The sequence below is a fragment of the Nocardia sp. NPDC047648 genome (genome assembly GCF_040642815.1).
Classification (GTDB): Bacteria; Actinomycetota; Actinomycetes; order Mycobacteriales; family Mycobacteriaceae; genus Nocardia; species Nocardia gamkensis.
In genome coordinates, this window is the sequence record NZ_JBEYSX010000003.1 from 366,232 (window position 1) to 391,099 (window position 24,868).

Genomic DNA, 24,868 nt, shown 5'->3' on the forward strand with positions numbered 1-24,868 from the left:
AGCGGGAACGCCGAAGCAAGGTAGGTGAGATGGCCACTGGGGTGGGCCTGCGCGTCGCCGGGGACGAGTGCACGGCTGTCATCGTCACCGACGGTGACGAGGAGCCGCGGTACATCGTCCGCGAGTCGATCCTGCACATGTCCGAGGACGGTGACGCCGCGTTGGGCGGTCCCCCGCCCACCGGATCCCATTCGATCACCGGTTTCGTGTCCGCCATGGGCGACCCCGCGGGTATCCGGGTCGACGACGGCGAGGCCTATCGCGCCGAAGATCTCTTCGCCACCGCGATGTTCTGCCTGATCAACCTGGCCGCCGAGCATCTCAGCGGTCCGGCCGAGTTCTACGCGACCTATCCGCCGGACTGGCCCGCCGAATATGTGCGCTCCCTGCGCGACGCACTGGACTACCTGGGTCTGCGCTCGGTGCTGCTGGTCAGCGAGGGTGAGCTGCCCAGCGCCGAGACCGGGGCAGGCGGTAGGTCGTTCGCCTACGACGCGGCCAGAGGCGCGCTGGCGGCCGTGCTCGCCACCCCCGCGGGCGCCACCCCGCCGGACCCGTCCACCGCGGAGAACTCGACGGTGGACACCATCGTCATCCCCGCGGTGCCCGCCGCCGACGCGCAGCCGCAGGCGTACTCGGCCGCCATCCCGATCTCCGAGCCGGTCGCGACCGCCGAACCGGAACCGGCCGAGAACGAGAAGCAGTCGCGGCCAACGGTTCCCGCGAAGGATCCGAGCCGTACGCCGCTGCTGATCGCGTGCGCCGCCGCGATCGGTCTCGTGCTCGGCGGCATCGTGATGGCCATGCTGTTCCGCGACGGGGACGAGACACCGGTGCCGCCGCTGCCGGACGCCAAGTCCGAGCCGACGTCGGTGAGTCCGGCCCCGCTTCCACCGCCGGTCGTCACCACCACGACATCCACCACCGAGCCCGAGCCGCCGGTGATCACCGAGACCACGACACCGGAGCCGACGACCACGACGCCGCCGCCCACCACCGAGCCGCCGAGCACGACGCCCACCACAACCACGCGGACCACTACGACGCGGACCACTACGACCACGACCAACCCGTTCGGGCAGCAGCTGCCGCAGATCCCCACCATCCCCGGTATGGGAATACCGAGTAGTCGGTGATTAGTAGCGTCCCAGTCGGGTTTGTGGCTTAGAGTGTTGCGCTGACCGTGTTGTCGGATGAATTTCCGCACCGGTCGGTGGCTGGACGAAGACTGTGCGCCAATGGATTCTGCCGTGGCCACGGATTTAGCTGGCACGTGCGTGCCGACGAAGGGACTTCATGCGCAAGTTGGTGGCGCGTCGCGCCGCGGTCAAAGCTGTCGCCATCGCATCGACCGTTCTTTTGGCTCCCTTGTTCGGCACGACCACCGCCTCGGCGGTTCCCGAAGCCCCCGCGCAGCTCGCCGCGGACAACCTCCCCCCGGAATTGGTGCAGGCCATCGCCCGGGATCTGCAGATGACGCCGACGGAGTATCTGGACCGCGCCGCGCGCGCCCAGCAGCTGCGTGACTACGCGCGCGATTTCCGTTCGGAGCGGCCGGATTCCTTCGCGGGCGCCTGGATCGGCGCCGACGGCAAGCCCGTCATGGCGGTCACCTCGCTGGACGCCGCCAAGATCGTCGCGGCCGACGGCTATCAGACCCGGCTCGCCCCCGTCTCGGCGGACAGCCTGGAGGGCTCGCTGGTACAGCTCAATCAGTGGATCACCGGCCTACCGCGGGAGATCTCGCAGGCGATCAACTCCGTGGCGATCGACTTCTTGAACAGCCAGCTGGTGCTCAGCGTCGCCAACACCCCCGCGGGCCACATGCTCAACCTGCCCACCCTGCTGGCGAACATCAAGGTCATCCTGTCGCCGAACGGCGGAGGCCCGGTCGAGCGCAGGCCGATGGGCGGTGACACCTACATCAGCGCGCCCGGTTCGCTCGCCGACTCGTCGCTGCGCGCCGTCGACGTGTGCTCGTTCGGGTTCAACAGCATCGATGCGTCCGGCAACGCGCTGAACATCAGTGCGGGCCACTGTGATCCGAATCTGGGCAAGGGCAACCAGGAGGCGGGCGTCTACCTGCCGAACGTCCGGGACATCCCGGCCAGCCCCGAACTGGGCACCTTCGTGCGCGCTTCGCTGGGCGGGCAGTCCGCGCTGGACTACTCGGTGATCAAGCTGAACGAGCGCGCGGTGCGTGCGGGCATGGACCAGCCCTCGGTGCGCGGCGCCAACGGCACCACGCTGGCGATCACCGGCACCGCCGACCCGATCACCGGCGCCCCGGTCTGCAAGTCCGGTCAGTCGTCGACCTTCACCTGCGGTTTCGTTGTGGCCGATCGGGTGGAGACCCAGCTCTTCACCGCCGAGGGCGAGAGCAAGACCGTGCGCGGGTTCGCCAGCTCGGCCTGCACCCTCGGCGGCGACAGCGGCGGCGCGATCGTGTCCGGCACGCTGGCGCTGGGCATCACCAGCGGTTCCAACGCCGCCGACGCGCCGAACTGCAACGAGGCCAATGTCGCTCTGGCTCAGTACGGCGGCACCGCTTCGCTCGGCATCCCGATCCGGGCGATCCTGGCCGATGTCGACGCCTCCTCCGGCGGCGGTATCGGCAGCGGGATCGCGGTGCGCACCCGGCCGAACGCGGGCTGAGCGCGCGCCCGAATTATGTGGCAATGCACATATCCCCGGTCGACGGGCTATGAGGGAATCGAGAACCTCGAGATGAGTAGGCATACCGCGCCAAACCCCATATAGTCTGCTCATGCTCCTGCCACGTATAGGACCTCCACGCTCGACTGCGCGACAGACCGTAATCCGAAAGACAGTGATCGCCGCCTCGGCGGCGATACTGCTGTTCGGACCCACTGCGGCGGTAGCGACGGCTCAGCCGGACCAGGCTCCCGGCCTTCCCGCCGAACTGATCGCCGCGGTGACTCGCGATCTGAAGATCTCGCCCGACGAGTACCTGCACCGCGCGGAGCTGGCGCAGCAGGTGGCCGCGTTCGCCACCACCGCCCAGCGGCAGTACCCGGCCGTGTTCGCCGGCTCCTGGCTGGACGACGCGGGCAAGGCGGTCGTGGCACTGGCCCAGGGTCCCGGCGCCGACGATGCGAAGAAGGCGGCCGAGTCGGCCGGTTTCGAGGTCCGCAACGTCGCCAAGAGCGAAGCGGCCCTGCGTGGCGAGAAGAGCGCGTTCGAGCGCTGGCTGGAGGGCCAGCCCGAGGCGGTGCGGTCGCTGGTGCGCGGCGCGGTGGTGGACACCGTGAACAACACGATCGCGGTGCGCGTCGACCAGGCGGGCCTGCCGATGCCGAACTTCATCGACCCGGCGCGCGTCATCGTGATGGCCCCGCCCGTGGCGGGCGAGCAGGGCACCCTGCAAGCCGGTGAGATCGCCGGAGAGGCGCGCGGCGCCCTCGCGGGCGGCGACGGCTTCGCCTCGGTCGCCGGACGCAGCTCGCTGCGCTGCTCGCTCGGCTTCAACGGCACCGACCGCAACGGCAACACGGTGAACATCACCGCGGGCCACTGCAACCCCGACATCCCGTCCGCGGGCAGCGGCAACGCCGCGGGCGTGTACGAGATGAACGGCGACCGCCTCGGCGCGCAGCTCGGCGTCTTCCAGAAGTCGGTGCTCGGCGAGCAGGACTACTCGATCATCCGGGTCAACGACCAGGCCAAGGACCGGTTCGCCAACAACGGCGTCCGTGCGCCCGGCGCGGCTCCGATCGCCGTCGACGGCGTGGCGACTCCGGTCGTCGGCGCTCCGGTGTGCAAGTCCGGTGCGCGCACCGGCTTCAGCTGCGGCGTGGTCAACGCCGTCGACCAGACCGTGCAGGTCGGCGACCGGGAGCTCACCCAGAGCTTCTCGGCCAACATCTGCGCGCTGCCCGGCGACAGCGGCGGCCCGATCGTCACCGGCCGCCTGGCGCTCGGCATCTCCAGCGCGTCGTCGGTCGCGGACTACCCGATCTGCGAGATCCCGAATCTGATCGGCGCTCTGACCGGCAACGTGCCGCAGCTGTTCGCACAGCCGGTGCACGTGGTGCTCTCGGACAACCCGGGGCTGCGCGTACGCACCAACTGACCGCAGGTCCGCGAAAAAGGCCGGCAGCTGTTGAGCTGTCGGCCTTTTCGCCGTCTCAGGGTCCTTCCACTGCCCTTGCGCGGCCTCCCGGGCGGGAAACGCCGCATGGACCGCGGGGGCGGTCCGGCATTCTGGTCGCATGTGTTTGGTGTTGATCGGCTGGCGCGCGCATCCGGACTACCGGTTGATCGTGGCCGCCAACCGGGACGAGTTCTACACTCGGCCGACCGAGTCCATGCGCTGGTGGCCGGAGGCGCCCGGCCTGCTCGCCGGACGCGACACCGGGGCCCCGGGCCGCGCCGAGGGCGAACCTCCCGGCACCTGGCTCGGCTTGAGCACCCAGCCGCACGCCGACAACCGCTTCGCGACCGTCACGAACGTGCGCGATCCTGGCGATCAACGCCTCGACGCCCGTTCCCGCGGCGCGCTGCTGATGGATTTCCTGCGCGGCGCCGCCGACCGCGGTACGGCCGGGGAGTTCCCCGGGCCGGAGAAATACGTCCTCGACGTCGCCGCCGCTCCCGACGACTACAACGGCTACAACTTGGTCGTGTCCGACCTGCGCACGCTGTGGTGGCATTCCAATCGCAGCGCCGCGGAACCGAGCGAACTCGCTCCGGGCTTCCACGGGCTCTCCAACGGCACGTTCGTCACGTCCGGGGGTCCGAGCCCGGGGGAAGAGGATCTGAGCGCCCCACAGCCCATCTGGCCCAAAGTCCGGGCTGGCCTGACCGGACTGCGCGAGATCGTGCGAACCGATCCCGGCGCGGTGGACCGCTACTTCGAGGTGCTGGCCGACCGGACCGAAGCCCCCGACGAGCGGTTGCCGCGGACCGGGGTCCCGCACGAGCTGGAGCGGGCGCTGTCGGCGAGGTTCGTCGCGCACACCGTGCACGGCACCAGAGCGAGCACGGTGCTGGTGGTCGGCGAGGACGGGACGTTCGAAATGGTCGAGCGCTCGTTCGGCAGGATGGGCGAGGAACTGGGCGAGGTCGTCGTTCGCGGCCTGCTCGATCTCACCGACTGAAACGAGCGGCGGCCCGCCCTCCGAGGAGAGCGGGCCGCCGTGATCTGACGATCGGGGTGGGGCCGAAGGCTTACTTCGGCTGGTCCGCCCACTTCGTGGTGCCCTCCGGCGCCTGCAGCGTGTTGATCAGGTCGATCCCCGCGACAGCCAGCATGGGGCCACCGACCGCCACGGTGCCGAGGATGCCGCCGATGCCCGCGCCCGCGATCGCGGCCGGGATGCAGCCGACGCCGAGGAACGGCAGGCCGAGGATGCAGCCGATCACCGCACCGCCGATGACACCGATCGCGGTGCCGAGGAAGCCGCCGACCGCGGTCGCGATGCCGAACTGGCTGGCGAACTCGTTCTGCGCGCGCTGGTTCTCGATCGGCGAGGCGATCGGCTGCGCGACGACGTTGACGGCGTTGGCCGGCTTGTCCTTGGGCACGGCGACGCTCTGGTCAGGCGTCAGCTCCAAGACGGTGTTGTCGTCCTTCACCACCGGCTTCACCGGAACGACGGTGTCGGCGACCTTGAAGGCGATCGGCAGCGTGAGGACCGCGTTGCCCTGCGAGTCCTTGACCCGGTAAACGTCGTCTTCCTTGACGTCCTCGGAGGATTTCGCCAGCTCGAAGGTTCCCCCCTTGAGCGTCGTCACGACGGTCTTCTCCACCAGCTTGACCGAGTACCGGATGGGGTCGGCGGCGGCCGGGTCGGCATCGGCATGGGCGGTCCCCAACCCGATGGTCATCGCACCGATGACCATCGCGGCCGCCGCGGTGGTTCTGCGGAATTTCATTCAGTTTCCAATCCATCATCAGGTCGTACGTCACCACTGGTCTTCAACACGCGAGAGCTCTATCCAGCACATCCGGGTGGTCGGCTCCGGATCCTCCCCGAGCGGTGCGAAGACGGTCGCAGTGATCAGAACGTCGTGAGCCTAATAGAAGGCCGCGTTTTAAGCGAGATCCCTTATCAGCCATGGGGACTAAGCCAATCCTTACCGACTGGACGGGATGGTTCGGCGTTTACGGTGGTGAACAACCGGTCGGCAGGCGGATCGGTACGAATTACTGTGACATTGATCACAGGTAAATAATGGGTCAAGCCCCAGCATATGGGGCTATAGCCGAAAAGCCGATCGTACGATGGACATGGTTGTTACTGGCGGGTAACTTACTGCCAGTTAGGATACGAGCGAACCGAGGCGGTACGGAAACCCAACCGCAACTCGGGGTGCCTCTAAAGAAAGGTCGCGACATGAATGCCCTGACAGTGACGCTGGGCACGATTGGGGCGGCGCTCAGCCTCCTGTGTTGGGCGTCGTTCATCGGCGGCGTCCGCAATATCGCGCGCGCCATCATGATCGGACAGCCCGCTCCGGATCGCTGGCGGCCCTTCTTCCCGCGCTTCAAGCAGATGATCGTGGAGTTCCTCGCGCACACGCGCATGAACAAATTCCGCACCGTCGGCTGGGCGCACTGGCTGGTGATGATCGGCTTCATCGGCGGCGCCATGCTGTGGTTCGAGGCATACGGGCAGACCTTCGACCCGGCGTTCCACTGGCCGATCATCGGCGATCTGGCGATCTACCACCTGTGGGACGAGATCCTCGGCATCGGCACCGTGGTCGGCATCCTGACGCTGATCACCCTGCGCCAGCTCAACCACCCCCGGCTGCCCGAGCGGCTTTCCCGGTTCAGCGGTTCCAAGTTCGGCCCTGCCTACGTCATCGAGGCGATCGTGCTGCTCGAGGGCCTCGGCATGATCTTCGTGAAGGCGGGCAAGATCGCCGCCTACGGCCACTCGGATCCGGCCACCGACTTCTTCACCATGCAGGTGGCGAAACTGCTGCCCGCGAACACCACGATGGTCGCGCTGTTCGCCTTCGTGAAGCTGATGTCCGGCATGGCGTTCCTGTACTTCGTCGGCCGCAACGTCACCTGGGGCGTGGCCTGGCACCGCTTCTCGGCCTTCCCGAACATCTACTTCAAGCGGGAAGAGGACGGCGGCGTCGCGCTCGGCCCGGCCAAGCCGATGATGTCGAAGGGCAAGCCGGTCGACATGGAGACCGCGGATCCGGATACCGATACCTTCGGGGCGGGCCGGATCGAGGACTTCTCCTGGAAGGGCTGGCTGGACTTCACCACCTGCACCGAGTGCGGTCGCTGCCAGTCGCAGTGCCCCGCGTGGAACACCGGCAAGCCGCTGTCGCCGAAGCTGCTGATCATGTCGCTGCGCGACCACGGTTACGCGAAGGCCCCCTACCTGCTGGCCGGCGGCCGCAAGGACATGGGCGGCGACGAGGTCGGCCTGGTCGACGCCGAGGGCAACCCGGACGAGGCCAAGCTGGCCAAGATCTCCGAGGCCGCCAAGGCCGAGGCCGAGCGGCCGCTGGTCGGCGGCGCGGACGTGAACGGCATCATCGATCCCGAGGTGCTGTGGAGCTGCACCACCTGCGGCGCGTGCGTCGAACAGTGCCCGGTGGACATCGAGCACGTCGACCACATCATCGACATGCGCCGCTACCAGGTGCTGATCGAGTCGGAGTTCCCGTCCGAGCTCGCCGGCCTGTTCAAGAACCTGGAGAACAAGGGCAACCCCTGGGGCCAGAACGCCAAGGATCGGCTCAACTGGATCAACGAACTCGATTTCCAGATCCCGGTCTTCGGTCAGGATGCCGACAGCTTCGACGGCTACGACTACCTGTTCTGGGTCGGCTGCGCGGGCGCCTACGAGGACCGCGCCAAGAAGACCACCAAGGCGGTCGCCGAGTTGCTGGCCACCGCGGGCGTGAAGTTCATGGTGCTCGGCGCGGAGGAGACCTGCACCGGTGACTCCGCTCGCCGCGCGGGCAACGAGTTTCTGTTCCAGCAGCTGGCCCAGCAGAACATCGAGCTGCTGAACTCGGTGTTCGAGGGCGTCGAGGATCGCAAGAAGAAGATCGTCGTCACCTGTGCGCACTGCTTCAACGCGCTGAACAACGAGTACCCGCAGGTCGGCGGCAGCTACGAGGTCGTGCACCACACCCAGCTGCTCAACCGCCTGGTGCGGCAGAAGCAGCTGATCCCGGTGGCGTCGGTGTCGCAGAACGTCACCTACCACGACCCCTGCTACCTCGGCAGGCACAACAAGATCTACAACGCGCCGCGTGAGCTGATGGCCGCGGCCGGTTCGAACCTGGTCGAGATGCCCCGCCACGGCGAGCGGTCCATGTGCTGTGGCGCCGGTGGCGCGCGGATGTGGATGGAAGAGCAACTCGGCAAGCGCGTCAACATCGACCGGGTGGAGGAGGGATTGAGCACCCTCGCCGCGCCTTCTGGTCGCTCCGCGGGCTCCGCTCCTGGGAAGATCGCGACCGGCTGCCCGTTCTGCCGCGTGATGCTCACCGACGGCGTCACCGCGCGCCAGGAGAAAGGCGAGGGCGAAGGTGTCGAGGTGGTGGACGTCGCGCAACTGATGCTGGACGCCATCGAGCGCGTCGAGCCCGCGGTGCTGACCGAGAACCTGACGGTCATCCAGGAACCCAAGGCGCCCGAAGCGGAACCCGAGCCGGAGCCCGAACCCGCCCCGGCCGCCGAAGCGCCCGCACCGGCCGAGGCCGCGCCTACCGGCGGCGGTCTGGCGATGAAGGGCCCCGCGAAAGCACCCGGCGGCGGTGGTCTGGCCATGAAGGGCCCGGCCAAGGCCCCCGGCGGCGGCCTCGGAATGAAGGGCGCGGCGAAGGCGCCCGGCGCGAAGGCTCCGGCCGCGGAACCGGCGGAGACCGAGGCCACCTCGGCGCCCGCCGCTCCGGCCAAGGGTCTCGCCATGAAGGGTCCGGCGAAAGCGCCCGGTGGTCTGGGGATGAAGGGCGCAGCCAAGGCGCCCGGCGCCAAGGCTGCCTCGGCCCCCGCCGCCGAATCCGCGCCCGCGGACGAGGCAGCCGAGACCGAGTCTCCCGCGGCCAAGCCGGTCAAGGGGCTGGGTATGAAGGGCGCCGCCAAGGCGCCCGGTGGTGGTCTCGCGATGAAGGGTGCGGCCAAGGCGCCGGGCGCCAAGGCGTCCGCTGCCCCGGCGGCCGAGGCGGCGCCCGAAACCGCCGCCGAACCGGCTCGAGCCGAGTCGGCCGAAACCGGGCCCACCGAGACCAAGCCCACGGTGCCCGCCAAAGGTCTGGCCATGAAGTCCGGCTTCAAGCGGCCCGGCGCCAAGGCCCCCGGTAAGCCTGCCGCGGCTCCCGCGGCGTCGGCCCCGGCGGACGCGGCTCCCGCCGAACCGGCTTCGACGGAGCAGGCTCCCGCCGCGGAGACTCCTGCGGCGCAGGCCGAACCGGCTGCCGAGCCGGAGCAATCCAACGGCGTGAACGGCAACGGTGCGTCCGAAGCCGCGCCGCCCGCCGCCAAGCCCGGCGGACTCGGTTTCAAGGCCGGTGCGAAGGCGCCGGGCCGGAAGAACTGAGCCTGAGAACAACTCGACAACGACTCGGCCGGGTCCAGAAATGGACCCGGCCGAGTCGTGTCGCCGGCGACCGGTTGCGCCGCGGCATCCGGTCGGTATCCCGATGGGCCGATGTCGGATATCACGTTTAGTGGGATCTTGATATCAGGAGGTGACGATGTCACGCACACTGATCGACATCGATGACGAGGCTCTTTCGCTCGCTGCTGAAGAACTGGGGACGAAAACCAAGGTCGCCACTGTCAATGCCGCATTGCGTGAAGTCGCCAACCGACGTGCGGTCTGGAAGATGCTCCAGCAGCTTCGCGGCAGCGAGACGGATCTCTCAGCCGAGGCGATGAAAGGAGCTTGGCACTGAGAACGCTGTTCATGTTGGCGGATAAATCGGCTTTGGAGTGGGTCCTACGCGACGCGGTCGCGGCCACCGACTTCGCCGAAGTGACCAGCGCGCCTGGCGCACTTGTGGCGGGTTGTCATCTCACCGCTCTCGAGATCGGCTACTCGGCCCGATCTCATGCCGACTATATCGCCAAGATCGCCGGTCAGAAGGCGTTGGTCTGGCTTCCGGTCACAGAAGAAGCGATGGACCGGGCCTTGGAGGTCCAGGGTCTTCTCGCTGCCCGCGGCGCCCATCGCCTGCCGATCCCCGATCTGATCCTTTCGGCCACCGCCGAGGTGCACGGGGCAACTGTCCTGCATGTCTACAGCGATTATCAGACGATCGCGAACATCACCGGTCAGCCGCATCGGCGACTCGAGACGAGCTGACCCCACCGGCCGGTGCGGCCGCAGCGGGAAGGCAGCTGAGTACGCGCCGAGGCCGGCGCCGGGCCGAGCGAACTGGCGGCCCGGCCCGGCGACGAACTACGGCCGAGTGAGCGCGGCGTACCGGGCGAGATGTTCGTCGGTGGAGCCGAATTCGTGCTCGACCACGGTGAGCCGCTTGAAGTAGTGGCCGATGGCCAGCTCTTCGGTCATGCCCATCGCACCGTGCAGTTGCACCGCGTTCTGTCCGATGAAACGCGCCGCCCTGGCGACAGTGACCTTCGCCGCAGAGACGGCGCGTGCGCGGTCGTCGGCGGGCGCCCGCAGTGAGTGAACGGCCAGATGTACTGCCGCGACGGCTTGTTCGAGTTCGATGTACATATCGACCATGCGGTGCTGCAACGCCTGGAAACTGCCGATCGGCTGACCGAACTGCTCGCGCTGTTTGGCGTAGTCGATGGTGTCGGCGAGCACCTTGCGTATGCAGCCGACCGCCTCGGCGCAGATCGCCGCGGTGGCCTCCGCGATGGTCGGCTCGATGACGGTCCAACCGTCCGACTCCGTGCCCAGCAACGCGTCGGCGGGCAGGCGCAGGCCGGTGAACACGAGATCGGACGCGGTCCGGTCGTCGATGGTGCGGTAGGAATGCACCTCGACTCCGGCGGGCGGATCGGACGCGTCGAATTCGAGCCGGAACAGCGAGATGCCTGCCTTGTCGCGCCGTTCACCGGCGGTGCGCGCGGTGATCAGCAGATCGGTGGCCAGCGGGGCACCGGTCACCACGGTCTTCGCACCGTCGAGCACCCAGGCGTCGCCGTCGCGGCGGGCGGTGGTCGACACGTCGTGCCGCGCGTGCCCCGACGTCGGTTCCAGCGCGGCGAACGCGATGAGCGCGTCGCCGGACACGATCCGGCGCAGCACGGCGTCGGCCTGCTCCCCGCCGGACCGCTCGAGCAGTCCGGCGCCGATCACGACGGTGTCCACGAACGGCTCGACCACCAGTGCCCGGCCTAGTTCCTCGGCGATCACCATGAGTTCGACGGGGCCGCCGCCGGTGCCGTCCACCCGCTCGGGCAGCGTCGCGCCGAGAATGCCCAGCTCGTCGGCGAATCCGCGCCAGACGGCGGGCTGCCAGGCCGACTCCGATTTCGCCGCGGCGCGGCTCTTCTCCAGGTCGTAGCGGGCGCCGAGGTATCCGGCGATCGCGGAGCGGAGCATTTCCTGCTCGTCGGTAAGCGTGAAGTCCATCAGAGCCCCAATGCTGCTTTGGCGAGGATGTTTCGCTGAATCTCGTTGCTGCCCGCGTAGATCGAGCCCGCTCGGTCGTTGAAGTACTTCAGCGGCGCGACGGCCTGCCAGTCCGCGCCGCTGTGGTAACCGTCGGCAGGCGACGTGAACTGGGCGATCGGCCCGCCCGGCTTGGTGGCGTGCGGCTGGTAGACGCGACCGCGCGGTCCCGCGGCTTCCAGCGCCAGCTCGGTGAGCTTCTGGCTGAGTTCGGTGCCGAGGATCTTGAGTATGGAGGACGCCGGCCCCGGATTCTTGCCCTGCGCCATCGCCGAGAGGGTGCGGTACTCCAGGACTTCGAGCACCTCCGTACGGATTCGCAGGTCCGCCAGCTTCGCCGCGAACGCGCGGTCGTCGATCAGCGGGTTGCCGTCCGGGCCGGGCTGCTGGGCGGCATTGACGGCGATGTCCTGGGCCATGACCTGGAGCCAGGGCGCCGCCGCTCCGCCGCGCTCGTGCACCAGCAGATACTTCGCGACGGTCCACCCGTCATCGATCCGGCCGAGCACATTGGTCTTGGGCACCCGCACGTTGTCGAAGAAGACCTGGTTCTGCACCTGCTCACCCGAGGTCATCACCAACGGCCGGATCTCGATGCCCGGCGCGGTCATGTCGATCAGCAGGAACGTGATGCCCTGCTGCTTCTTACCCGTGCGCGAGGTGCGCACCAGGCAGAAGATCCAATTCGCCTCGGTGGCGTGGGTGGTCCAGATCTTGCTGCCGGTGCACACGAAATCCTCGCCGTCGTCGACGGCGGCCATGGACAGCGCGGCCAGGTCGGATCCGGCCTCGGGCTCGGAGTAGCCCTGGCAGAAGAAGACCTCGCCGGTGAGGATGCGCGGCAGATAGAACGCCTTCTGCTCCTCGGTGCCGAACGCGATGATCGCGGGCGCCACCATCCTGATGCCCATCGGCGACAGCGCGGGCGCGCCTGCCAGCGCCGATTCCCGCTGGAAGATGTAGTGCTGGGTCAGGCTCCAGTCGCATCCGCCGTGTTCCACCGGCCAGGCTGGCGCCGCCCAGCCGCGCTCATGGAGGATGTGCTGCCATTCCATGCTCGCCTCGTGGTCGGGATACACGCTCGTCGCCAAGCGCCCGGCCCGCCGCAATTCCGGCGTCAGCTTCGCGGCGAGGAATTCCCGCACCTCGTCCCGAAACGCCAGATCCCCCGCTGACCAGTCGTAATTCATCTGCCCTCCCAGAGGGTGCGCACCGTTGCTTCCGTGGCGAATATCCCGCCACCACGAGACAGAATGTACGGCCGCTTCTCTCAGCGAGTCAAACTGACGTCACACGCCCGCAGATTCCCGGGGGAGGTGCGGCGAGCGCCGCCGACAGCCGGGCCCGCAATACGGGCCCGGCTACCCATGGGCACACCTGGAGCGTCAGCCGCAGGAACTCGGTTCACCGATCTTGACCACCGACAGCACCGCCTCACCTTCGCCGATCAACGATCCCGGCGCGGGCGCCTGCGCCACCACGATCCAATTCCGGTCCAGCACCTGCATGCGCCCCCGCCCGGTCGCGTCCTTGGATCGGGAGAAGAAGACACCGGCCGCCTGGATCGTGTCCTGCGCATCCTGCAAGTTCATGCACACGACGTTCGGCATGGGGGCGCGGGAAGCCGCCGGTTGCGAAGCCTGCGCAGGAGGAGGGATCGATGCCGCGGGAGCGGCAGGCACCGCCGGAGCGGATGTGGACGAGGCGACCACAGCGCTTCGACCGGCCGGAGTCACGGAGGTTCGTTGCGACGTCGAGTGGTCCTTGCCGTTATCTCCGACAGCGCTGCCGATCGCACCCAGTGCCAGCAGCCCGCCTAGGACAGCCGCCACCCATACCCACAGCGGCGTCCGCTTCTTCTGTGGCTGCTGCCCGTCAGGCGGACCGTACGCGTTCGGCGGTGGCGGATATGTCATCGGCAGTCCCTTGCTCTCATCCGTTTTCACGCACCGGGGTCGATGCGCACGGGCATCACATCGAGACGATGGTCACATTTGTTACCACCTTGCTATAAATCCAGGTGGCTAGCAGGACGAACCGGTCAGCAGTCCTCGAAGAATGCCTTCGCGAAGCCCACGGATTGGTAGGCGTAGTCGTAAGCCCAGCGTGGGACGGAGAGGTCGGGTTCGGGGTCGGTGAAGAGGAGTTCTCCGTCCCAGCACCGGCGCAGGATGTAGCGGGCGCGGGAGATGTGCGGAGTGAAGGTGACGACGATGACTCGGTGCCAGTTGTTGGTGCGGGCGAGGCGGGCCAGTTCACGGCCCTCGCCGCGAGTGGTGCGCGGCGACGGGTCGAAGCACAGGACCTCGAAGCTGTAGCCGCCGTGGCAGATCCGGTTCAGCACGGCGCTGTTCTCGTAGGGATCGGAGAACACCACGCGCGGCGCGTACCCCTCGCGCGCCAGGCGCAGGCCCAATTGTTCACGGCCGTCGTGCGCCCCGCCCAAGACGAGAACGGCATCCGCCGGAGCGGGCGGGTCGGTGCGCGGGCGCACGTACACCGGCCACAGCGCGACCGTCGCGACGACCACCGCCAGACCGGCGCCGAGCACGGTCCAGGCCCATCGATGACGTCGCACCACGCCGATGCTAGCGGGGCCACGAGTACCGTTGCGCCAGGTCAGGGCACCCGGTCCGGCGCCGTCGCCGCATGTACATCTGCTGTTGCCCCGACCCTTGCCTCGCTGACGTGGCGTGGCCACCGGTGGGGCTTACCAATCGATCATGCGATGCACAGTCTTCGGAACCGGGTATCTCGGGGCCACGCACGCGGCGTGCATGGCCGAACTCGGGCACGACGTCATCGGAGTGGACGTGGACCCGGGCAAGGTCGCGAAGCTGTCCGACGGAGTGGTGCCGTTCTACGAACCGGGCCTGGAGGGTGTGCTGCGCCGCAACCTCGATGCGGGCCGCCTGCGGTTCACCACCTCCTACGCCGAGGCGGCGGCGCACGCGGAGGTGCACTTCCTCGGCGTGGGCACCCCGCAGAAGAAGGGTGAGTACGCCGCCGACCTGAAGTACGTGCACGCGGTGGTGGACACGCTCGCCCCGCTGCTGGAACGCCCCTCGGTGATCATCGGCAAGTCCACGGTCCCGGTCGGCACGGCGGCCGCGCTCGGATCACGCGCCCGCGCATCGAGTTCCGCCGACGTCGAGGTGGCGTGGAATCCGGAGTTCCTCCGCGAAGGCTTCGCGGTCAAGGACACCTTGCGGCCGGACCGGCTGGTTCTCGGCGTCGACCGGGAACGCGCCGCCGCCGGATGGGTGGAGGACCTGGTACGCGAGATATACGCCGACCTGATCACCGCCGAGGTGCCGTTCTTGCTGACCGACCTGGCCACAGCGGAATTGGTGAAGGTCTCCGCGAACGCCTTCCTGGCGACGAAGATTTCGTTCATCAACGCGGTGTCGGAGGTGTGCGAAGCGACCGGCGCCGACGTGACGATGCTGGCCGACGCGCTCGGCTACGACGCGCGCATCGGTCGCCGATTCCTCAACGCGGGCCTCGGCTTCGGCGGCGGGTGTCTGCCGAAGGACATCCGCGCGTTCATGGCCCGCTCCGGTGAGCTCGGCGCCGATCACGCCGTCGCCTTCCTGCGCGAGGTGGACAACATCAATATGCGCCGCCGCACCAAGGTCGTCGACATGGCCGCCCGCGCCTGCGGCGGCTCGCTGCTCGGGGCCAACGTCGCGGTGCTCGGCGCGGCGTTCAAACCGGAATCCGACGACGTCCGCGACTCCCCCGCGCTGAATGTGGCCGGCATGATCCAGCTGCACGGTGCGGTGGTGACCGTCTACGACCCCAAGGCGCTGGAGAATTCGCGGCGCGTGTTCCCCACCCTGAACTACGCGACCTCGGTCGCCGAGGCCTGCGACCGCGCCGACGTGGTGCTCGTGCTCACCGAGTGGGACGAATTCACCGCCCTGCGCCCGCGGGATCTGGAGGGCGTGGTGCGCGCCCGCTCGATCATCGACGGCCGGAACTGTCTCAATCGTGCCACCTGGAGAGCAGCCGGATGGGTGTACGCGGGACTCGGCACACCGTAGAGTTGCGGGGCGAGGCGGGCTACTGCCAGACAGACGACCAGTCCGCCCTAAGCACAGCTGATCGCCGGCGGTAGGGTCCGTCCAGCGGGCCTCCGCCGACGGACGGCGCAGGCTCGCATGTCGTGCAGTGTGAAACGAGATGGGCAGCTGATGAGTTCGGTACTGGGAGTTTCGGTGGGGGCCGGCGCTGTCCGTATGGCGCGACCACACGCCGACAACCCCCACGGGCATGTCTCCCCGCATTCCTTCGATCTGCAGACCATTCCCGTTGTCGACCAGAGCGTGGAAGAGCTGGCTGCCGAAGCCATCGGCGTCACCCTGGAGGCCACGCCCGGGATCGGCGCCACCGCGATCGCCTACCGCAGTGAGCAGCACGCCCGCGCCATTCGCGCGGCCATGGCACGTCAGCAGCTGACCAATTACGAACTCGTGCCGGAGATCGCGGCGGCACTCGAGTTCGCGCAGGCCACCGGCGATATCCGGGGCATCTCCTCGCTGGTCGTCTACGACCTGGGCAGCTCGGGCCTGACGGTGAGCGTGGTCGACACCCACTCCCGCGAGGTGCGCCACAGCGAGCGCACCAGCGACATCAGCGGTGACTATCTCGACTCGCTGATTCGTGAGCAGCAGATCGCCTCCGGGCGGATCGCGCATCCGCCGAACGCCGCGGGCCTGGCCGCCCTGGACGCGCTGTGCCGGGAGGCGAAGGAGCAGCTGACCAGCAACACCGCGGTGGCGCTGCCGAGCGAGCAGGGGCTGGTCCTGCTCGCGCAGGAGAACTTCGAATCGTTGATCATGCTGGCGATCGAGTCCTCGGCGCGGATGGCACGCGACGTGATCGTGCGCTCGGACCGCCCCGTGCACGGTGTGCTGGCCATCGGCGGTTGCGCCCGGATCCCGTTGGTGGCCAAGGTGCTCGAACGCTGGATGGGCGTGCCCGTCATCGTGCCGGACAGCCCGGAGACCGTGATGGCCCGCGGCGCCGCGCTGCTGGCCAGGCCGGTGCGCAAGGAGACTCCCGCCGCGAGCTCCGCCCTGGACGACGAGCTGTCGCCCGCCTGGTTGGCCGCTCCCGCCCAGCGTGGCAGACGCGAGATCAGCGGGGCCGTGCTGACGGTCAGCGCGCTGGCGGTGGTCGCCGCGATCGGGCTCGGCCTAGGGTACGGACCGCAGGTGCTGGAACGGGATTCGCACACCAGCGAGGGCTCGCCGTCGTTGTCGCCGACCACCGCACCGCGCACAACCAGCTTGGATCCACAGATCGCCGTCGCGCCCGGTACAACGGAGTCGCCAGCCCACGAGTCGGTCGCCGCGCCGCCGCCGAACCGGCGGCAGACCACCAGCGAGGCGCCGCCGACGCCCGGCCCGAACACCATCGTGGTGCCCGGCCTTCCGCCGATCGTGGTCCCCACGATCCCGCCGGAGGTCTTCCCCTTCCCTCCCCCACCGCCCCGCTGAGCGAGCGATCGCAACTGGGAGCACGGTCAAATCAGACCCTGACGTGCCGGACTCCGCGAGGACGCGGGGGCGGTGAAGTTCAGTCCCTGGCGTGCCGGGCTCGGCGCGGACGCGGGGGCGGTGTGGGCTCTTTGGCCTTGAACGGCCGGGCCAGCAGCACCGCGATGCCGGTGGTCAACGGCACCGACAGCGCCAGCGCGATACCGCCGACCGCCGAACGCGCGATCTCGATGGCCACCGCGTCACCGGTCAGCACGTCGCGGATCGACCGTCCCGCCACGCTGAACAGCAGCAGCAGCGGCAGCGCCCCACCGGCGTAGGCCAGCACCAGCGTGTAGACGGTGCTGGCGATGTGGTCGCGCCCCACGCGCATGGCGGCGGCGAAAACCTCGCGCCGGGAGGCCGATTCGTCGAGGGCGGCCAGCTCGAACGCGGCCGACGCCTGGGTGATCGTGACGTCGTTGAGCACACCGAGCGAACCGATGATGAAGCCGGCCAGCAGCAGGCCGGTGATGCTGACGTGCTCGATGTAGGTCGCGACGTTCGTGTTCTGTTCCTCGGAAAGCCCGGTCAGATGGGTGATCTCGATGGTGAGCCAGGACAGCGCGGCGGCGAGCAGCATCGAGGTCAGCGTGCCGAGCAGCGCCGAACTGGTGCGCAGGTTCACCCCGTGGGCGAGATACAGCACGGCGTAGAGGATCAGGGAGCCCGCGACCAACGCGACCGGGATCGCGGGTTTGCCATCCAGCAAGGCGGGCAGCAGGAACAGCACCAGCACCGCGAAGGCGAACACCAAACCCAAGAGCGCACGGACGCCGCGCCAGCGCGCCACCGCGATGATCACCACCACGAAAACCACGACGATCAGCGTGAGCGGCATCCCGCGTGAGTAGTCCTCGAACGAGTACAGCGGCGTGCCGCTCGGATCGGTCTGGCGGACCAATCGCAGTTCGTCACCCGCGTGCAGGTCGGGTTGCCCTGGGCCCGGGGCGATCTCCAGCAACGTGCGGTTGCCCTTGTGCGGCCCGGACTCGATCGAGATCAGGCTGCGCTGGCAGGTGTAGGCGGTGCTGCGCGGTGGTTCGGGCTTCTCCACGAACACCTTGCCCAGCGACGGGCTGCCACACGGACCGACATCTTGCAGCACCACGGTGCCCGCCTCGGTCTGCACCGCCCCGCCGCCCGCGTTCTGCATCGGCAGCGGGATGTCGATGTGCTGCTTGCTCGGCCACAGCACGATCGCGGCGATGACGACAACGACCCCGATCACGGTGAGTAACCCGACGACCACGCGTGCCGCGGTCGCGCCGATCGCGATCGGCCCCGAATGATCGTGGTGATGGTGATGGTGGTCGCTCACCGCGCTCCTACCTGTCAGATGTGGTTCTGCCCGGAGCGAGCCTAAAGGATTTCATTTTCAAGACCGTCGCGGCGTCGCCGAACACAGTGGATACACGGTCAGAGCGATCCGATCGAAAAGAAAGGGGGATTTTAGAGGGGGCGGCGGAGAGCAGGGGGATGTCTCCGCCGCCCGCAGGGCAGGCGGCCCAGGGGGGTAGGCGGCCTAACCCGAGGCCGGATGTGCCCAGGGGGGGTAGGCAATCCGACCAGGCACTAAGAGTGCCGAGAACCACTGTACACAAAAGTACTTCTTTTGCGCTAGTTAGTCGCCAAACCCGACATGTATCCGTACATCGAGTTTGTTTACCGGCCGGAAGCCGGGCGATTATATGGTTCGCCGCCAACTTCTCACTACTGGCGATAGCTGGCGAGGAAGTTGCCGAAGCGTTCGATCGCGACCGCGAGATCCCGGGCCCATGGCAGCGTGACGATCCGCAGATGGTCGTGATCGGGCCAGTTGAAGCCGGTGCCCTGCACCATCAGGATCTTTTCCTGCAGTAGCAGATCCAGGATCAGTTTGGAGTCGTCGTAGATCTCGTAGACGTTCGGATCCAGCCTCGGGAACGCGTAGAGCGCGCCCTTCGGCTTCACACACGACACTCCGGGGATCATGTTCAACCGCTCCCACGCGACGTCGCGCTGTTCGAGCAGCCTGCCGCCGGGCAGGATCAGATCCTCGATGCTCTGATGACCGCCGAGCGCGACCTGAATCGCGTGCTGCGCGGGCACATTCGGGCACAACCGCGAAGAGGCGAGCAGGTCGATGCCCTCCAGGAAACCGGCCGCGTGCTCCTTCGGGCCGGTGATCGCCAGCCAGCCCGAGCGGTAGCCCGCGACCCGGTAGGCCTTGGACAGCCCGTTGAAGGTCAGGCACAGCAGGTCGGGCGCCATGGTGGCCAGCGAGATGTGCTTGGCGTCGTCGTAGAGGATCTTGTCGTAGATCTCGTCGGCGAGCAGCAACAGCTGATGCTTGCGCGCGAGGTCGGCGAGCTGCTGGAGCACTTCGGCGGAGTACACCGCGCCGGTGGGGTTGTTCGGGTTGATCACCAGCAGCGCCTTGGTGCGGTCGGTGATCTTCGATTCGATGTCCGCGATATCGGGCTGCCAGCCGTTGGCCTCGTCGCACAGGTAGTGCACCGGAGTGCCGCCGGCCAGGCTGGTCATCGCGGTCCACAGCGGATAGTCCGGGGCCGGGATCAGCACCTCGTCGCCGTTGTCCAGCAGGGCCTGCATGGTGATCGTGATCAGCTCGGAGACGCCGTTGCCGAGGTAGACGCCGTCCACGTCGAGTTCGGGGAAGCCGGGCACGAGTTCGTAGCGGGTCACGATCGCGCGCCGCGCCGACAGGATGCCCTTGGACTCGGAGTAACCCTGGGCATACGGGAGCGCCGCGATGATGTCGCGCATGATCACGTCCGGCGCCTCGAATCCGAACGGGGCGGGGTTGCCGATATTGAGCTTGAGGATGCGGTGGCCCTCGGCCTCCAGCCGTGCCGCGTGCGCGTGTACCGGTCCACGGATCTCGTAGACGACGTTTTGGAGCTTCGTGGACTGCTCCAGAACACGCGGGGGGCGGTGCGGATGATGAGGACTCACCCGTCCCATGGTGCCATCCGTCGCAACCGGATAAACCGTCACTCCGGGCTGGTCCCCGGGCTCCGCGCCCGCGACGGCGTCGCGGGCACAGCGAAGTGTGACACGTCACTCACTGGGCCGGGCCGCCCGGCGGGATGCCCTTCGCCGCGGTGGAGCCGCAGAATTCCTCGATCCGCTCGTCCAACCGGCGCGCCTCGACCGAGTCGCGGAAGGCCGGGGCCGCGATCCCCCTGCGCATATCGGTCAGCCGCTCCTCGAGCTGCGCGATGCGTTTGTCCTCGTCGAGCCCCAGCACCGGTTGCAGCGCCTCGGCCGCGCCGTCCAGGCTGCCGTTGATCAGGTGGGCGGCCGCGCAGTCGACCCTGGCCAAGGCTTCCGCGCCGTAGGAGCGCTGTTCGGACGGCCCGTTCGAGTACAGCTCGATGGCCCGCTGCGTGGCGCCGAGCGCGCGCTCCGCCTGACCGAGGTGGATATAGGTGGCGCCTGCGTAGTAATTGGCCTTGGCGTCGTTGAACCCGAAGACCCCGCCGACTTCGTCGTGCAAGGTGTCGGTCGCGGCGATCTCGCGGGCGTCGTCGGCCGCCCGGACGCAGCGATCGGTGTCCGCGGCGCTGCCCAGCGCCGACCAGATGCGCGCCTCGATGTTGAGCAGGCGCACCTGCGCGGTCGCCGACTCGGCGAACTCCTGCCCGCTCTGGGCGAGCTGAACCGCCCGGCGGGGGCGCTGCGACCAATACTCGATCAGCGCGTGCATGCCGCGGGTCCAGGCGCGAAGCCCGTTGTGCCCGCACAGTTCCGCATAGGCCCACGCGGCACGGACCTGCTCCCCGGCCGCGTCGTAATAGCCCAGGTCGGTACTCGCGTTGGCGAGCAGACCCGAGAGCGTGCCCGCCAAGAGATACAGATGACCGGTATCGGCGGGCCGCTGATGGCCTTCCAGCAATCGGTACACCCGGCGGCGCACCCGCACCATGTCCACCATCATCGGCACCGGCGGAATACGCACGTAGTCGTTCGCGATGCGCACCACATCCGCGTCGAGCTGTTCCAATGTGCTCGCACCGACATTGGTGCTCTCGGCCTTGCCGGCGTGCTCGCTGGCCTCGTGGGCAGCCGCCATGATCAGATCCCTCTCCGAAATCGCCGCTAACGCAACACCTCTCATCGCACCTGCGTCTATGAGAGCCAAAAGGTCCGCGTCACTCGAATAATCAACGCGCGCCGAGGCGTCGGCGCGCGCATCGAATCCCGGCGGGACGGCTCGATCGCTCGAGGGCTGATCGATCAAAGCCGCGAACCGGGCTCGCACCACATCGTCGGACCTGGCCAGTGAGGTATCCAGAGCGGCTTGGTTGATCGGTCGTGGATGAACCCGGACGCCGCCGGCTTCCCACTTCGACACCAAGCGTTCGTGCACACCCAGATGGGCGGCGAATTCCCTGATGCTCATCCGCTTGGCATCGCGAAGGGCGCGGGCCTCTTTGCCTGACCAATGCCTGACCACGGTGCCATCCCTTCCGAACGAACCCCTTCCAGAGTACGAGCGCTTTGTGAGCGCGGCCACAGCTGAATTGCGATCGGCATCAAAGGCAGCGGAAGGGCAGCGGTAAGCGGGCTGACGGGCGATACCCGATCACGCTGCGGGCCGGGAACATTGAGTCGGAAGGCAAGGAGTTCGCCGTGAATGTCGAGAAACTCAGGACCGTGGACGATTGGGTGGCGTTCTATCGGCACGAGTTCGGGTTGCCGGTCACCGAGCGTGGCGGTTTCGCCATGCTGCCGGTCACCGGACGCGTCTGCGTAGTCCACCTGCCGACCGCGCGTGCCGAAAAGGTCCGCGTCGCACTGGAACAGCAGGGAACGAGGGGTCCCATGTTGGCCAGGCAGATCCGATGGAGTTTCCTCGCCGAGCCCGACAGTCGACCGGGACCGCAGGTGCTCGAGGTGCTCAATCGGCTGGATATCGGCCTGCCCGCCGTGGGCAGCGCCGTGATGTTGCCGACCGGTCTCGGTCGCTGGACCCGGGAAGGGTGCTTCTGGGTCAGCCCGCCGAGCCGCGGTGACGCGCTTCCACCGCTGTCCGTCATCCTCACTACGGCGCTCGCGGTGGGAGCGGGCGGCGGGGACTGATCACCTCCGCGGTCAGATCCCCGCCGCCGTCCGCCGGGTCCGCTTCTCCCGCACAGTCGACGAAGCGGACCCGGCGGTCAGCGTGTTTCGGCGGCGTCGAGCGCGGCGGCCGGAATCGGGAAGTTGAGATAGGACCGCGACGGAGTCGGCCCGCGCTGGCCCTGATACTTCGAACCCGCCACGGCGCTGCCGTACGGATGCTCCGCCGGGCTGGTCAGCCTGAGCAGGCACAACTGGCCGATCTTCATACCGGGCCACAGCGTGATCGGCAGATTGGCCACGTTGGACAGCTCCAGCGTGATGTGCCCGCTGAACCCGGGATCGATGAAGCCCGCGGTCGAGTGGGTCAGCAGGCCCAATCGGCCCAGGCTGGACTTGCCCTCCAACCGTCCGGCCAGATCGTCCGGCAGCGTGCACACCTCGAGAGTGGAGCCGAGCACGAACTCGCCGGGGTGCAACACGAACGGTTCACCGTCGGCCGGCTCGACCAGACTGGTGAGTTCGTCCTGCCGCTTCGCGGGATCGATGTGGGTATAGCGGGTGTTGTTGAACACCCGGAACATCCGGTCCAGGCGCACGTCGATGCTCGACGGCTGGATCAGGTTCTCCAGCAGCGGCTCGACCCCGAGACGCCCAGCGGCGATCTCCGCACGGATGTCACGATCGGAAAGCAGCACGCGACGAGCGTAGCGCCTGCTCGCCGGGGCTCCTCAGCCGCACAGTGATATAGAGAGAGCGATACCCTCGCATTCATTCGGGCGGCGCCGCCCGCGATCGAAGGGATGAACCATGACCGAGGGCTCACTGTTCGACCTGACCGGCCACGTCGCCGTCGTCACCGGAGGCAACTCCGGCATCGGTCTCGGCTTCGCCCGTGGGCTCGCCCGGGCCGGAGCCGACGTCTGCGTGGTCGGCCGCAACGCCGAGCGCAACGAGGCCGCCGCCGCCGAATTGAGCGCCTTCGGCGGCCGCGCGCTGGCGCTGAGCTGCGACGTGAGCGAGGAGCAGCAGGTGATCGACACCTTCGGGCGCGCGGCCGCCGAACTCGGCCGCATCGACTCCTGTTTCGTGAACGCCGGTGTCAGTCAGGGTTTCATCCCGTTCGTGGAGACCGATCTCGCGGAATTCCGCCGGGTCACCTCCCTCAACCTCGACGCCGCGTTCGTGACGCTGCGCGAAGCGGCGAAAGTCATGCTCGCCCAGGGTGCGGGCGGCAGCCTGGTCGCCACCGCGAGCCTCGCCGCCCAGCAGGGTGTTCCGCGCGGGCAGTCCTACGCGGCCAGCAAGGCGGGGCTGATCGCCATGGTCAACTCGATCGCGGTGGAGCTGGCCAAGCACGGCATCCGCGCGAACTCGGTGCTGCCCGGCTGGGTCGAGACGCCGATGACCGAGGGGGCCTTCGCCTGGGACCGTTTCCGCGAACGCGTCCACCCGAGGATCCCGGTTCGCCGCTGGGGCCTGCCGAGCGATTTCGAATCCGTCGCCGTCTACCTCGCCGGCCCCGCCAGCACGTACCAGACCGGCGACACTCTCCTGATCGACGGCGGCTACAGCAAGTTCTGAGGTAGTCCGCGCAGCACCGCGCGGCTTGTTCCGCCAACCCGCCTTGCGCGGAGGGGCTGATGGCGGCGCTTGTCCGCGCAGCCGACCGTGTCGCCCCGGTTGACGGAGACCATGTGCTCGCGCACCGAGAGGGAACCGAGGGCACTCGCCTTCGCCGGGATTCTCTCGACGACCAGCTCGATTCCCTGCCATCCGCTCGCACAACCGTCGCCGACGGCGACGCCGGGGCTTCCGCCTTCCCCCGGTTTTGGCAGGCGTGACCGGCGCCATTCGTGGCGGAGGCGGCCGGGTTACCTACCAGCGTCCGGCATGGCAACGTGGAGTGGTGACCTCCCCTCGCATTCGTACCGCAATCGGGGTACTCACCGCGCTTCTCGTGGTGTGCGCCGCGGCTCTCACGGCGGGTGTGGTCGGGGGCGGCGGCCCCGGCAAGGTCGATCGCGGCATCGCCGACTGGGCGATCGCGCACCGCAGCGACGCGCTCACCCCGGTCGCGGTGGTCGTCAGCGTGCTGGGCGGCACGCTCGCCATGACGGCCCTGGCCACCGCGACCTGCCTGATGCTGTCCTGGCGGCGGCGGTGGACATCGGCGGCGCTCGTCGCGACCACCGGGCTCGGCGGTGGGTTGCTGGTGCGCGGTGGCAAACGGCTGACCGACCGCGACCGACCGCCCGTCGAGGAACACCTGATCAATGTGTCCAACCAGGCCTATCCGTCCGGGCACAGCCTGGGCTCGTTCGTCGTGGTCGGCATCGTTCTGGTGGTCGCGCTACCCGGCATACACGGACCCGCCCTCCGCGCGTGCACGGCGATCGCCGCCGCCTTGTTCGTCGCAGCGGTCGGCCTGTCCCGCATCTATCTCGGCGTCCACTGGACCACCGACGTGCTCGGCGGCTGGTGCTTCGGCGCCCTGTGGCTCATCCTTTGCTTGACTGTCCACCGGTACTTGATATCCGGCGAGCCAGGCCCGACCCCGTCGCCGGACGGCTATCCCGGCGGAAATCCAGAGAAGGCCGAGTCCACTTCCGGCCGTCGAGCGAAATAGGTTGGCCGGCCTTTTTCCACCCCACACGAGGCTTCTGC

General features: G+C 68.3%; 21 protein-coding genes. 12 read left to right on the top strand and 9 right to left on the bottom strand.

The annotated features are described in order from the left end of the window. Nucleotides 1-29: 29 nt before the first annotated feature. From ABZ803_RS10355 to ABZ803_RS10370, 4 genes are all read left to right on the top strand, one after another. Nucleotides 30-1,136, top strand: a complete 1,107-nt coding sequence (locus tag ABZ803_RS10355; RefSeq protein WP_357034980.1) for a hypothetical protein — start codon at nt 30-32, stop codon at nt 1,134-1,136. Nucleotides 1,137-1,296: 160 nt separating this feature from the next. Next, nucleotides 1,297-2,655: a S1 family peptidase gene (locus ABZ803_RS10360; RefSeq protein ID WP_040870775.1), complete on the top strand. Its 1,359-nt coding sequence runs from the start codon at nt 1,297-1,299 to the stop codon at nt 2,653-2,655. A 175-nt stretch (nt 2,656-2,830) separates the two neighbouring features. Further along, entirely contained in the window at nt 2,831-4,093 is a 1,263-nt protein-coding gene (locus tag ABZ803_RS10365; RefSeq protein ID WP_357034983.1) for a S1 family peptidase, read from the top strand. 139 nt (nt 4,094-4,232) lie between these two features. After that, on the top strand, nt 4,233-5,120 hold the full coding sequence (locus ABZ803_RS10370; protein ID WP_357034986.1) for an NRDE family protein: 888 nt from the start codon (nt 4,233-4,235) through the stop codon (nt 5,118-5,120). 70 nt (nt 5,121-5,190) lie between these two features. Here ABZ803_RS10370 and ABZ803_RS10375 read toward each other — a convergent pair whose 3' ends face one another. Then, on the bottom strand, nt 5,191-5,898 hold the full coding sequence (locus tag ABZ803_RS10375; RefSeq protein WP_357034989.1) for a hypothetical protein: 708 nt from the start codon (nt 5,896-5,898) through the stop codon (nt 5,191-5,193). Nucleotides 5,899-6,359: 461 nt separating this feature from the next. Between ABZ803_RS10375 and ABZ803_RS10380 the strand changes: the two genes are divergently transcribed. The 3 genes from ABZ803_RS10380 to ABZ803_RS10390 all read left to right on the top strand — a co-directional run bounded on the left by ABZ803_RS10380 (nt 6,360) and on the right by ABZ803_RS10390 (nt 10,307). Next, complete coding sequence (locus ABZ803_RS10380; RefSeq protein ID WP_357034992.1) at nt 6,360-9,539, top strand: (Fe-S)-binding protein; 3,180 nt, start codon at nt 6,360-6,362, stop codon at nt 9,537-9,539. Nucleotides 9,540-9,696: 157 nt separating this feature from the next. Continuing rightward, nucleotides 9,697-9,897, top strand: coding sequence for a type II toxin-antitoxin system VapB family antitoxin (locus ABZ803_RS10385; RefSeq protein ID WP_051175636.1), 201 nt, complete (start codon nt 9,697-9,699; stop codon nt 9,895-9,897). Then, nucleotides 9,888-10,307 (top strand): PIN domain-containing protein, encoded by a 420-nt coding sequence (locus tag ABZ803_RS10390; protein WP_357034995.1) that lies wholly within the window; start codon nt 9,888-9,890, stop codon nt 10,305-10,307. Before ABZ803_RS10385 ends, ABZ803_RS10390 begins: the two co-directional genes overlap by 10 nt. A gap of 96 nt (nt 10,308-10,403) precedes the next feature. On the opposite strand, the gene ABZ803_RS10395 is transcribed toward ABZ803_RS10390, so the two are convergent. From ABZ803_RS10395 to ABZ803_RS10410, 4 genes are all read right to left on the bottom strand, one after another. Next, nucleotides 10,404-11,552 carry an acyl-CoA dehydrogenase family protein gene (locus tag ABZ803_RS10395; RefSeq protein WP_357034998.1) on the bottom strand — a complete coding sequence of 383 codons (1,149 nt, stop codon included), beginning with the start codon at nt 11,550-11,552 and terminating at the stop codon, nt 10,404-10,406. Then, on the bottom strand, nt 11,552-12,781 hold the full coding sequence (locus tag ABZ803_RS10400) for an acyl-CoA dehydrogenase family protein (RefSeq protein WP_357035001.1): 1,230 nt from the start codon (nt 12,779-12,781) through the stop codon (nt 11,552-11,554). The genes ABZ803_RS10395 and ABZ803_RS10400 overlap by 1 nt, the downstream gene beginning before the upstream one ends. A 195-nt stretch (nt 12,782-12,976) precedes the next feature. Continuing rightward, the gene (locus tag ABZ803_RS10405) at nt 12,977-13,183 is read right to left on the bottom strand and encodes a calcium-binding protein (RefSeq protein WP_357035003.1); all 207 of its coding nucleotides are present in this window, start codon (nt 13,181-13,183) and stop codon (nt 12,977-12,979) included. Nucleotides 13,184-13,632: 449 nt separating this feature from the next. Then, nucleotides 13,633-14,169 carry a YdcF family protein gene (locus tag ABZ803_RS10410; protein ID WP_357035006.1) on the bottom strand — a complete coding sequence of 179 codons (537 nt, stop codon included), beginning with the start codon at nt 14,167-14,169 and terminating at the stop codon, nt 13,633-13,635. Between the two features lie 145 nt (nt 14,170-14,314). Here ABZ803_RS10410 and ABZ803_RS10415 point away from each other — a divergent pair, with 145 nt between their 5' ends. Continuing rightward, entirely contained in the window at nt 14,315-15,637 is a 1,323-nt protein-coding gene (locus ABZ803_RS10415) for a UDP-glucose/GDP-mannose dehydrogenase family protein (protein WP_357035009.1), read from the top strand. A gap of 195 nt (nt 15,638-15,832) precedes the next feature. Continuing rightward, complete coding sequence (locus ABZ803_RS10420) at nt 15,833-17,095, top strand: Hsp70 family protein (RefSeq protein ID WP_357035012.1); 1,263 nt, start codon at nt 15,833-15,835, stop codon at nt 17,093-17,095. Nucleotides 17,096-17,174: 79 nt separating this feature from the next. On the opposite strand, the gene ABZ803_RS10425 is transcribed toward ABZ803_RS10420, so the two are convergent. The 3 genes from ABZ803_RS10425 to ABZ803_RS10435 form a co-directional block, all read right to left on the bottom strand. Beyond that, nucleotides 17,175-18,455, bottom strand: a complete 1,281-nt coding sequence (locus ABZ803_RS10425; protein WP_357035014.1) for a YibE/F family protein — start codon at nt 18,453-18,455, stop codon at nt 17,175-17,177. Between the two features lie 392 nt (nt 18,456-18,847). Then, nucleotides 18,848-20,101, bottom strand: a complete 1,254-nt coding sequence (locus ABZ803_RS10430) for a pyridoxal phosphate-dependent aminotransferase (RefSeq protein ID WP_357035017.1) — start codon at nt 20,099-20,101, stop codon at nt 18,848-18,850. Nucleotides 20,102-20,201: 100 nt separating this feature from the next. Next, nucleotides 20,202-21,212 carry an XRE family transcriptional regulator gene (locus tag ABZ803_RS10435; RefSeq protein WP_245549136.1) on the bottom strand — a complete coding sequence of 337 codons (1,011 nt, stop codon included), beginning with the start codon at nt 21,210-21,212 and terminating at the stop codon, nt 20,202-20,204. Between the two features lie 560 nt (nt 21,213-21,772). On the opposite strand from ABZ803_RS10435, the gene ABZ803_RS10440 reads away from it, so the two are divergent. Continuing rightward, nucleotides 21,773-22,222 (top strand): hypothetical protein, encoded by a 450-nt coding sequence (locus ABZ803_RS10440; protein WP_357035020.1) that lies wholly within the window; start codon nt 21,773-21,775, stop codon nt 22,220-22,222. A gap of 77 nt (nt 22,223-22,299) precedes the next feature. Here the strand turns inward: ABZ803_RS10440 and dcd are convergent, their stop codons facing one another. Beyond that, the gene (gene dcd / locus ABZ803_RS10445; RefSeq protein WP_357035023.1) at nt 22,300-22,899 is read right to left on the bottom strand and encodes a dCTP deaminase; all 600 of its coding nucleotides are present in this window, start codon (nt 22,897-22,899) and stop codon (nt 22,300-22,302) included. Nucleotides 22,900-23,011: 112 nt separating this feature from the next. On the opposite strand from dcd, the gene ABZ803_RS10450 reads away from it, so the two are divergent. Both ABZ803_RS10450 and ABZ803_RS10455 read left to right on the top strand, forming a co-directional pair. Continuing rightward, nucleotides 23,012-23,785, top strand: a complete 774-nt coding sequence (locus tag ABZ803_RS10450) for an SDR family oxidoreductase (RefSeq protein ID WP_357035026.1) — start codon at nt 23,012-23,014, stop codon at nt 23,783-23,785. Nucleotides 23,786-24,110: 325 nt separating this feature from the next. Next, nucleotides 24,111-24,830, top strand: a complete 720-nt coding sequence (locus tag ABZ803_RS10455; protein WP_357035029.1) for a phosphatase PAP2 family protein — start codon at nt 24,111-24,113, stop codon at nt 24,828-24,830. Nucleotides 24,831-24,868: the final 38 nt, after the last annotated feature.

Excerpts from the sequence above, each read along its gene's own strand:
- ABZ803_RS10355 (WP_357034980.1), top strand. The coding sequence starts at position 30 with ATGGCCACTGGGGTGGGCCTGCGCGTCGCCGGGGACGAGTGCACGGCT.
- ABZ803_RS10380 (WP_357034992.1), top strand. The coding sequence starts at position 6,360 with ATGAATGCCCTGACAGTGACGCTGGGCACGATTGGGGCGGCGCTCAGC.
- ABZ803_RS10395 (WP_357034998.1), bottom strand. The coding sequence starts at position 11,552 with ATGGACTTCACGCTTACCGACGAGCAGGAAATGCTCCGCTCCGCGATC.
- ABZ803_RS10405 (WP_357035003.1), bottom strand. The coding sequence starts at position 13,183 with ATGAACTTGCAGGATGCGCAGGACACGATCCAGGCGGCCGGTGTCTTC.
- ABZ803_RS10360 (WP_040870775.1), top strand. The coding sequence starts at position 1,297 with ATGCGCAAGTTGGTGGCGCGTCGCGCCGCGGTCAAAGCTGTCGCCATC.
- ABZ803_RS10385 (WP_051175636.1), top strand. The coding sequence starts at position 9,697 with ATGTCACGCACACTGATCGACATCGATGACGAGGCTCTTTCGCTCGCT.
- ABZ803_RS10450 (WP_357035026.1), top strand. The coding sequence starts at position 23,012 with ATGACCGAGGGCTCACTGTTCGACCTGACCGGCCACGTCGCCGTCGTC.
- ABZ803_RS10415 (WP_357035009.1), top strand. The coding sequence starts at position 14,315 with ATGCGATGCACAGTCTTCGGAACCGGGTATCTCGGGGCCACGCACGCG.
- ABZ803_RS10420 (WP_357035012.1), top strand. The coding sequence starts at position 15,833 with ATGGCGCGACCACACGCCGACAACCCCCACGGGCATGTCTCCCCGCAT.
- ABZ803_RS10430 (WP_357035017.1), bottom strand. The coding sequence starts at position 20,101 with ATGGGACGGGTGAGTCCTCATCATCCGCACCGCCCCCCGCGTGTTCTG.
- ABZ803_RS10400 (WP_357035001.1), bottom strand. The coding sequence starts at position 12,781 with ATGAATTACGACTGGTCAGCGGGGGATCTGGCGTTTCGGGACGAGGTG.
- ABZ803_RS10435 (WP_245549136.1), bottom strand. The coding sequence starts at position 21,212 with ATGGCGGCTGCCCACGAGGCCAGCGAGCACGCCGGCAAGGCCGAGAGC.
- ABZ803_RS10370 (WP_357034986.1), top strand. The coding sequence starts at position 4,233 with ATGTGTTTGGTGTTGATCGGCTGGCGCGCGCATCCGGACTACCGGTTG.
- ABZ803_RS10375 (WP_357034989.1), bottom strand. The coding sequence starts at position 5,898 with ATGAAATTCCGCAGAACCACCGCGGCGGCCGCGATGGTCATCGGTGCG.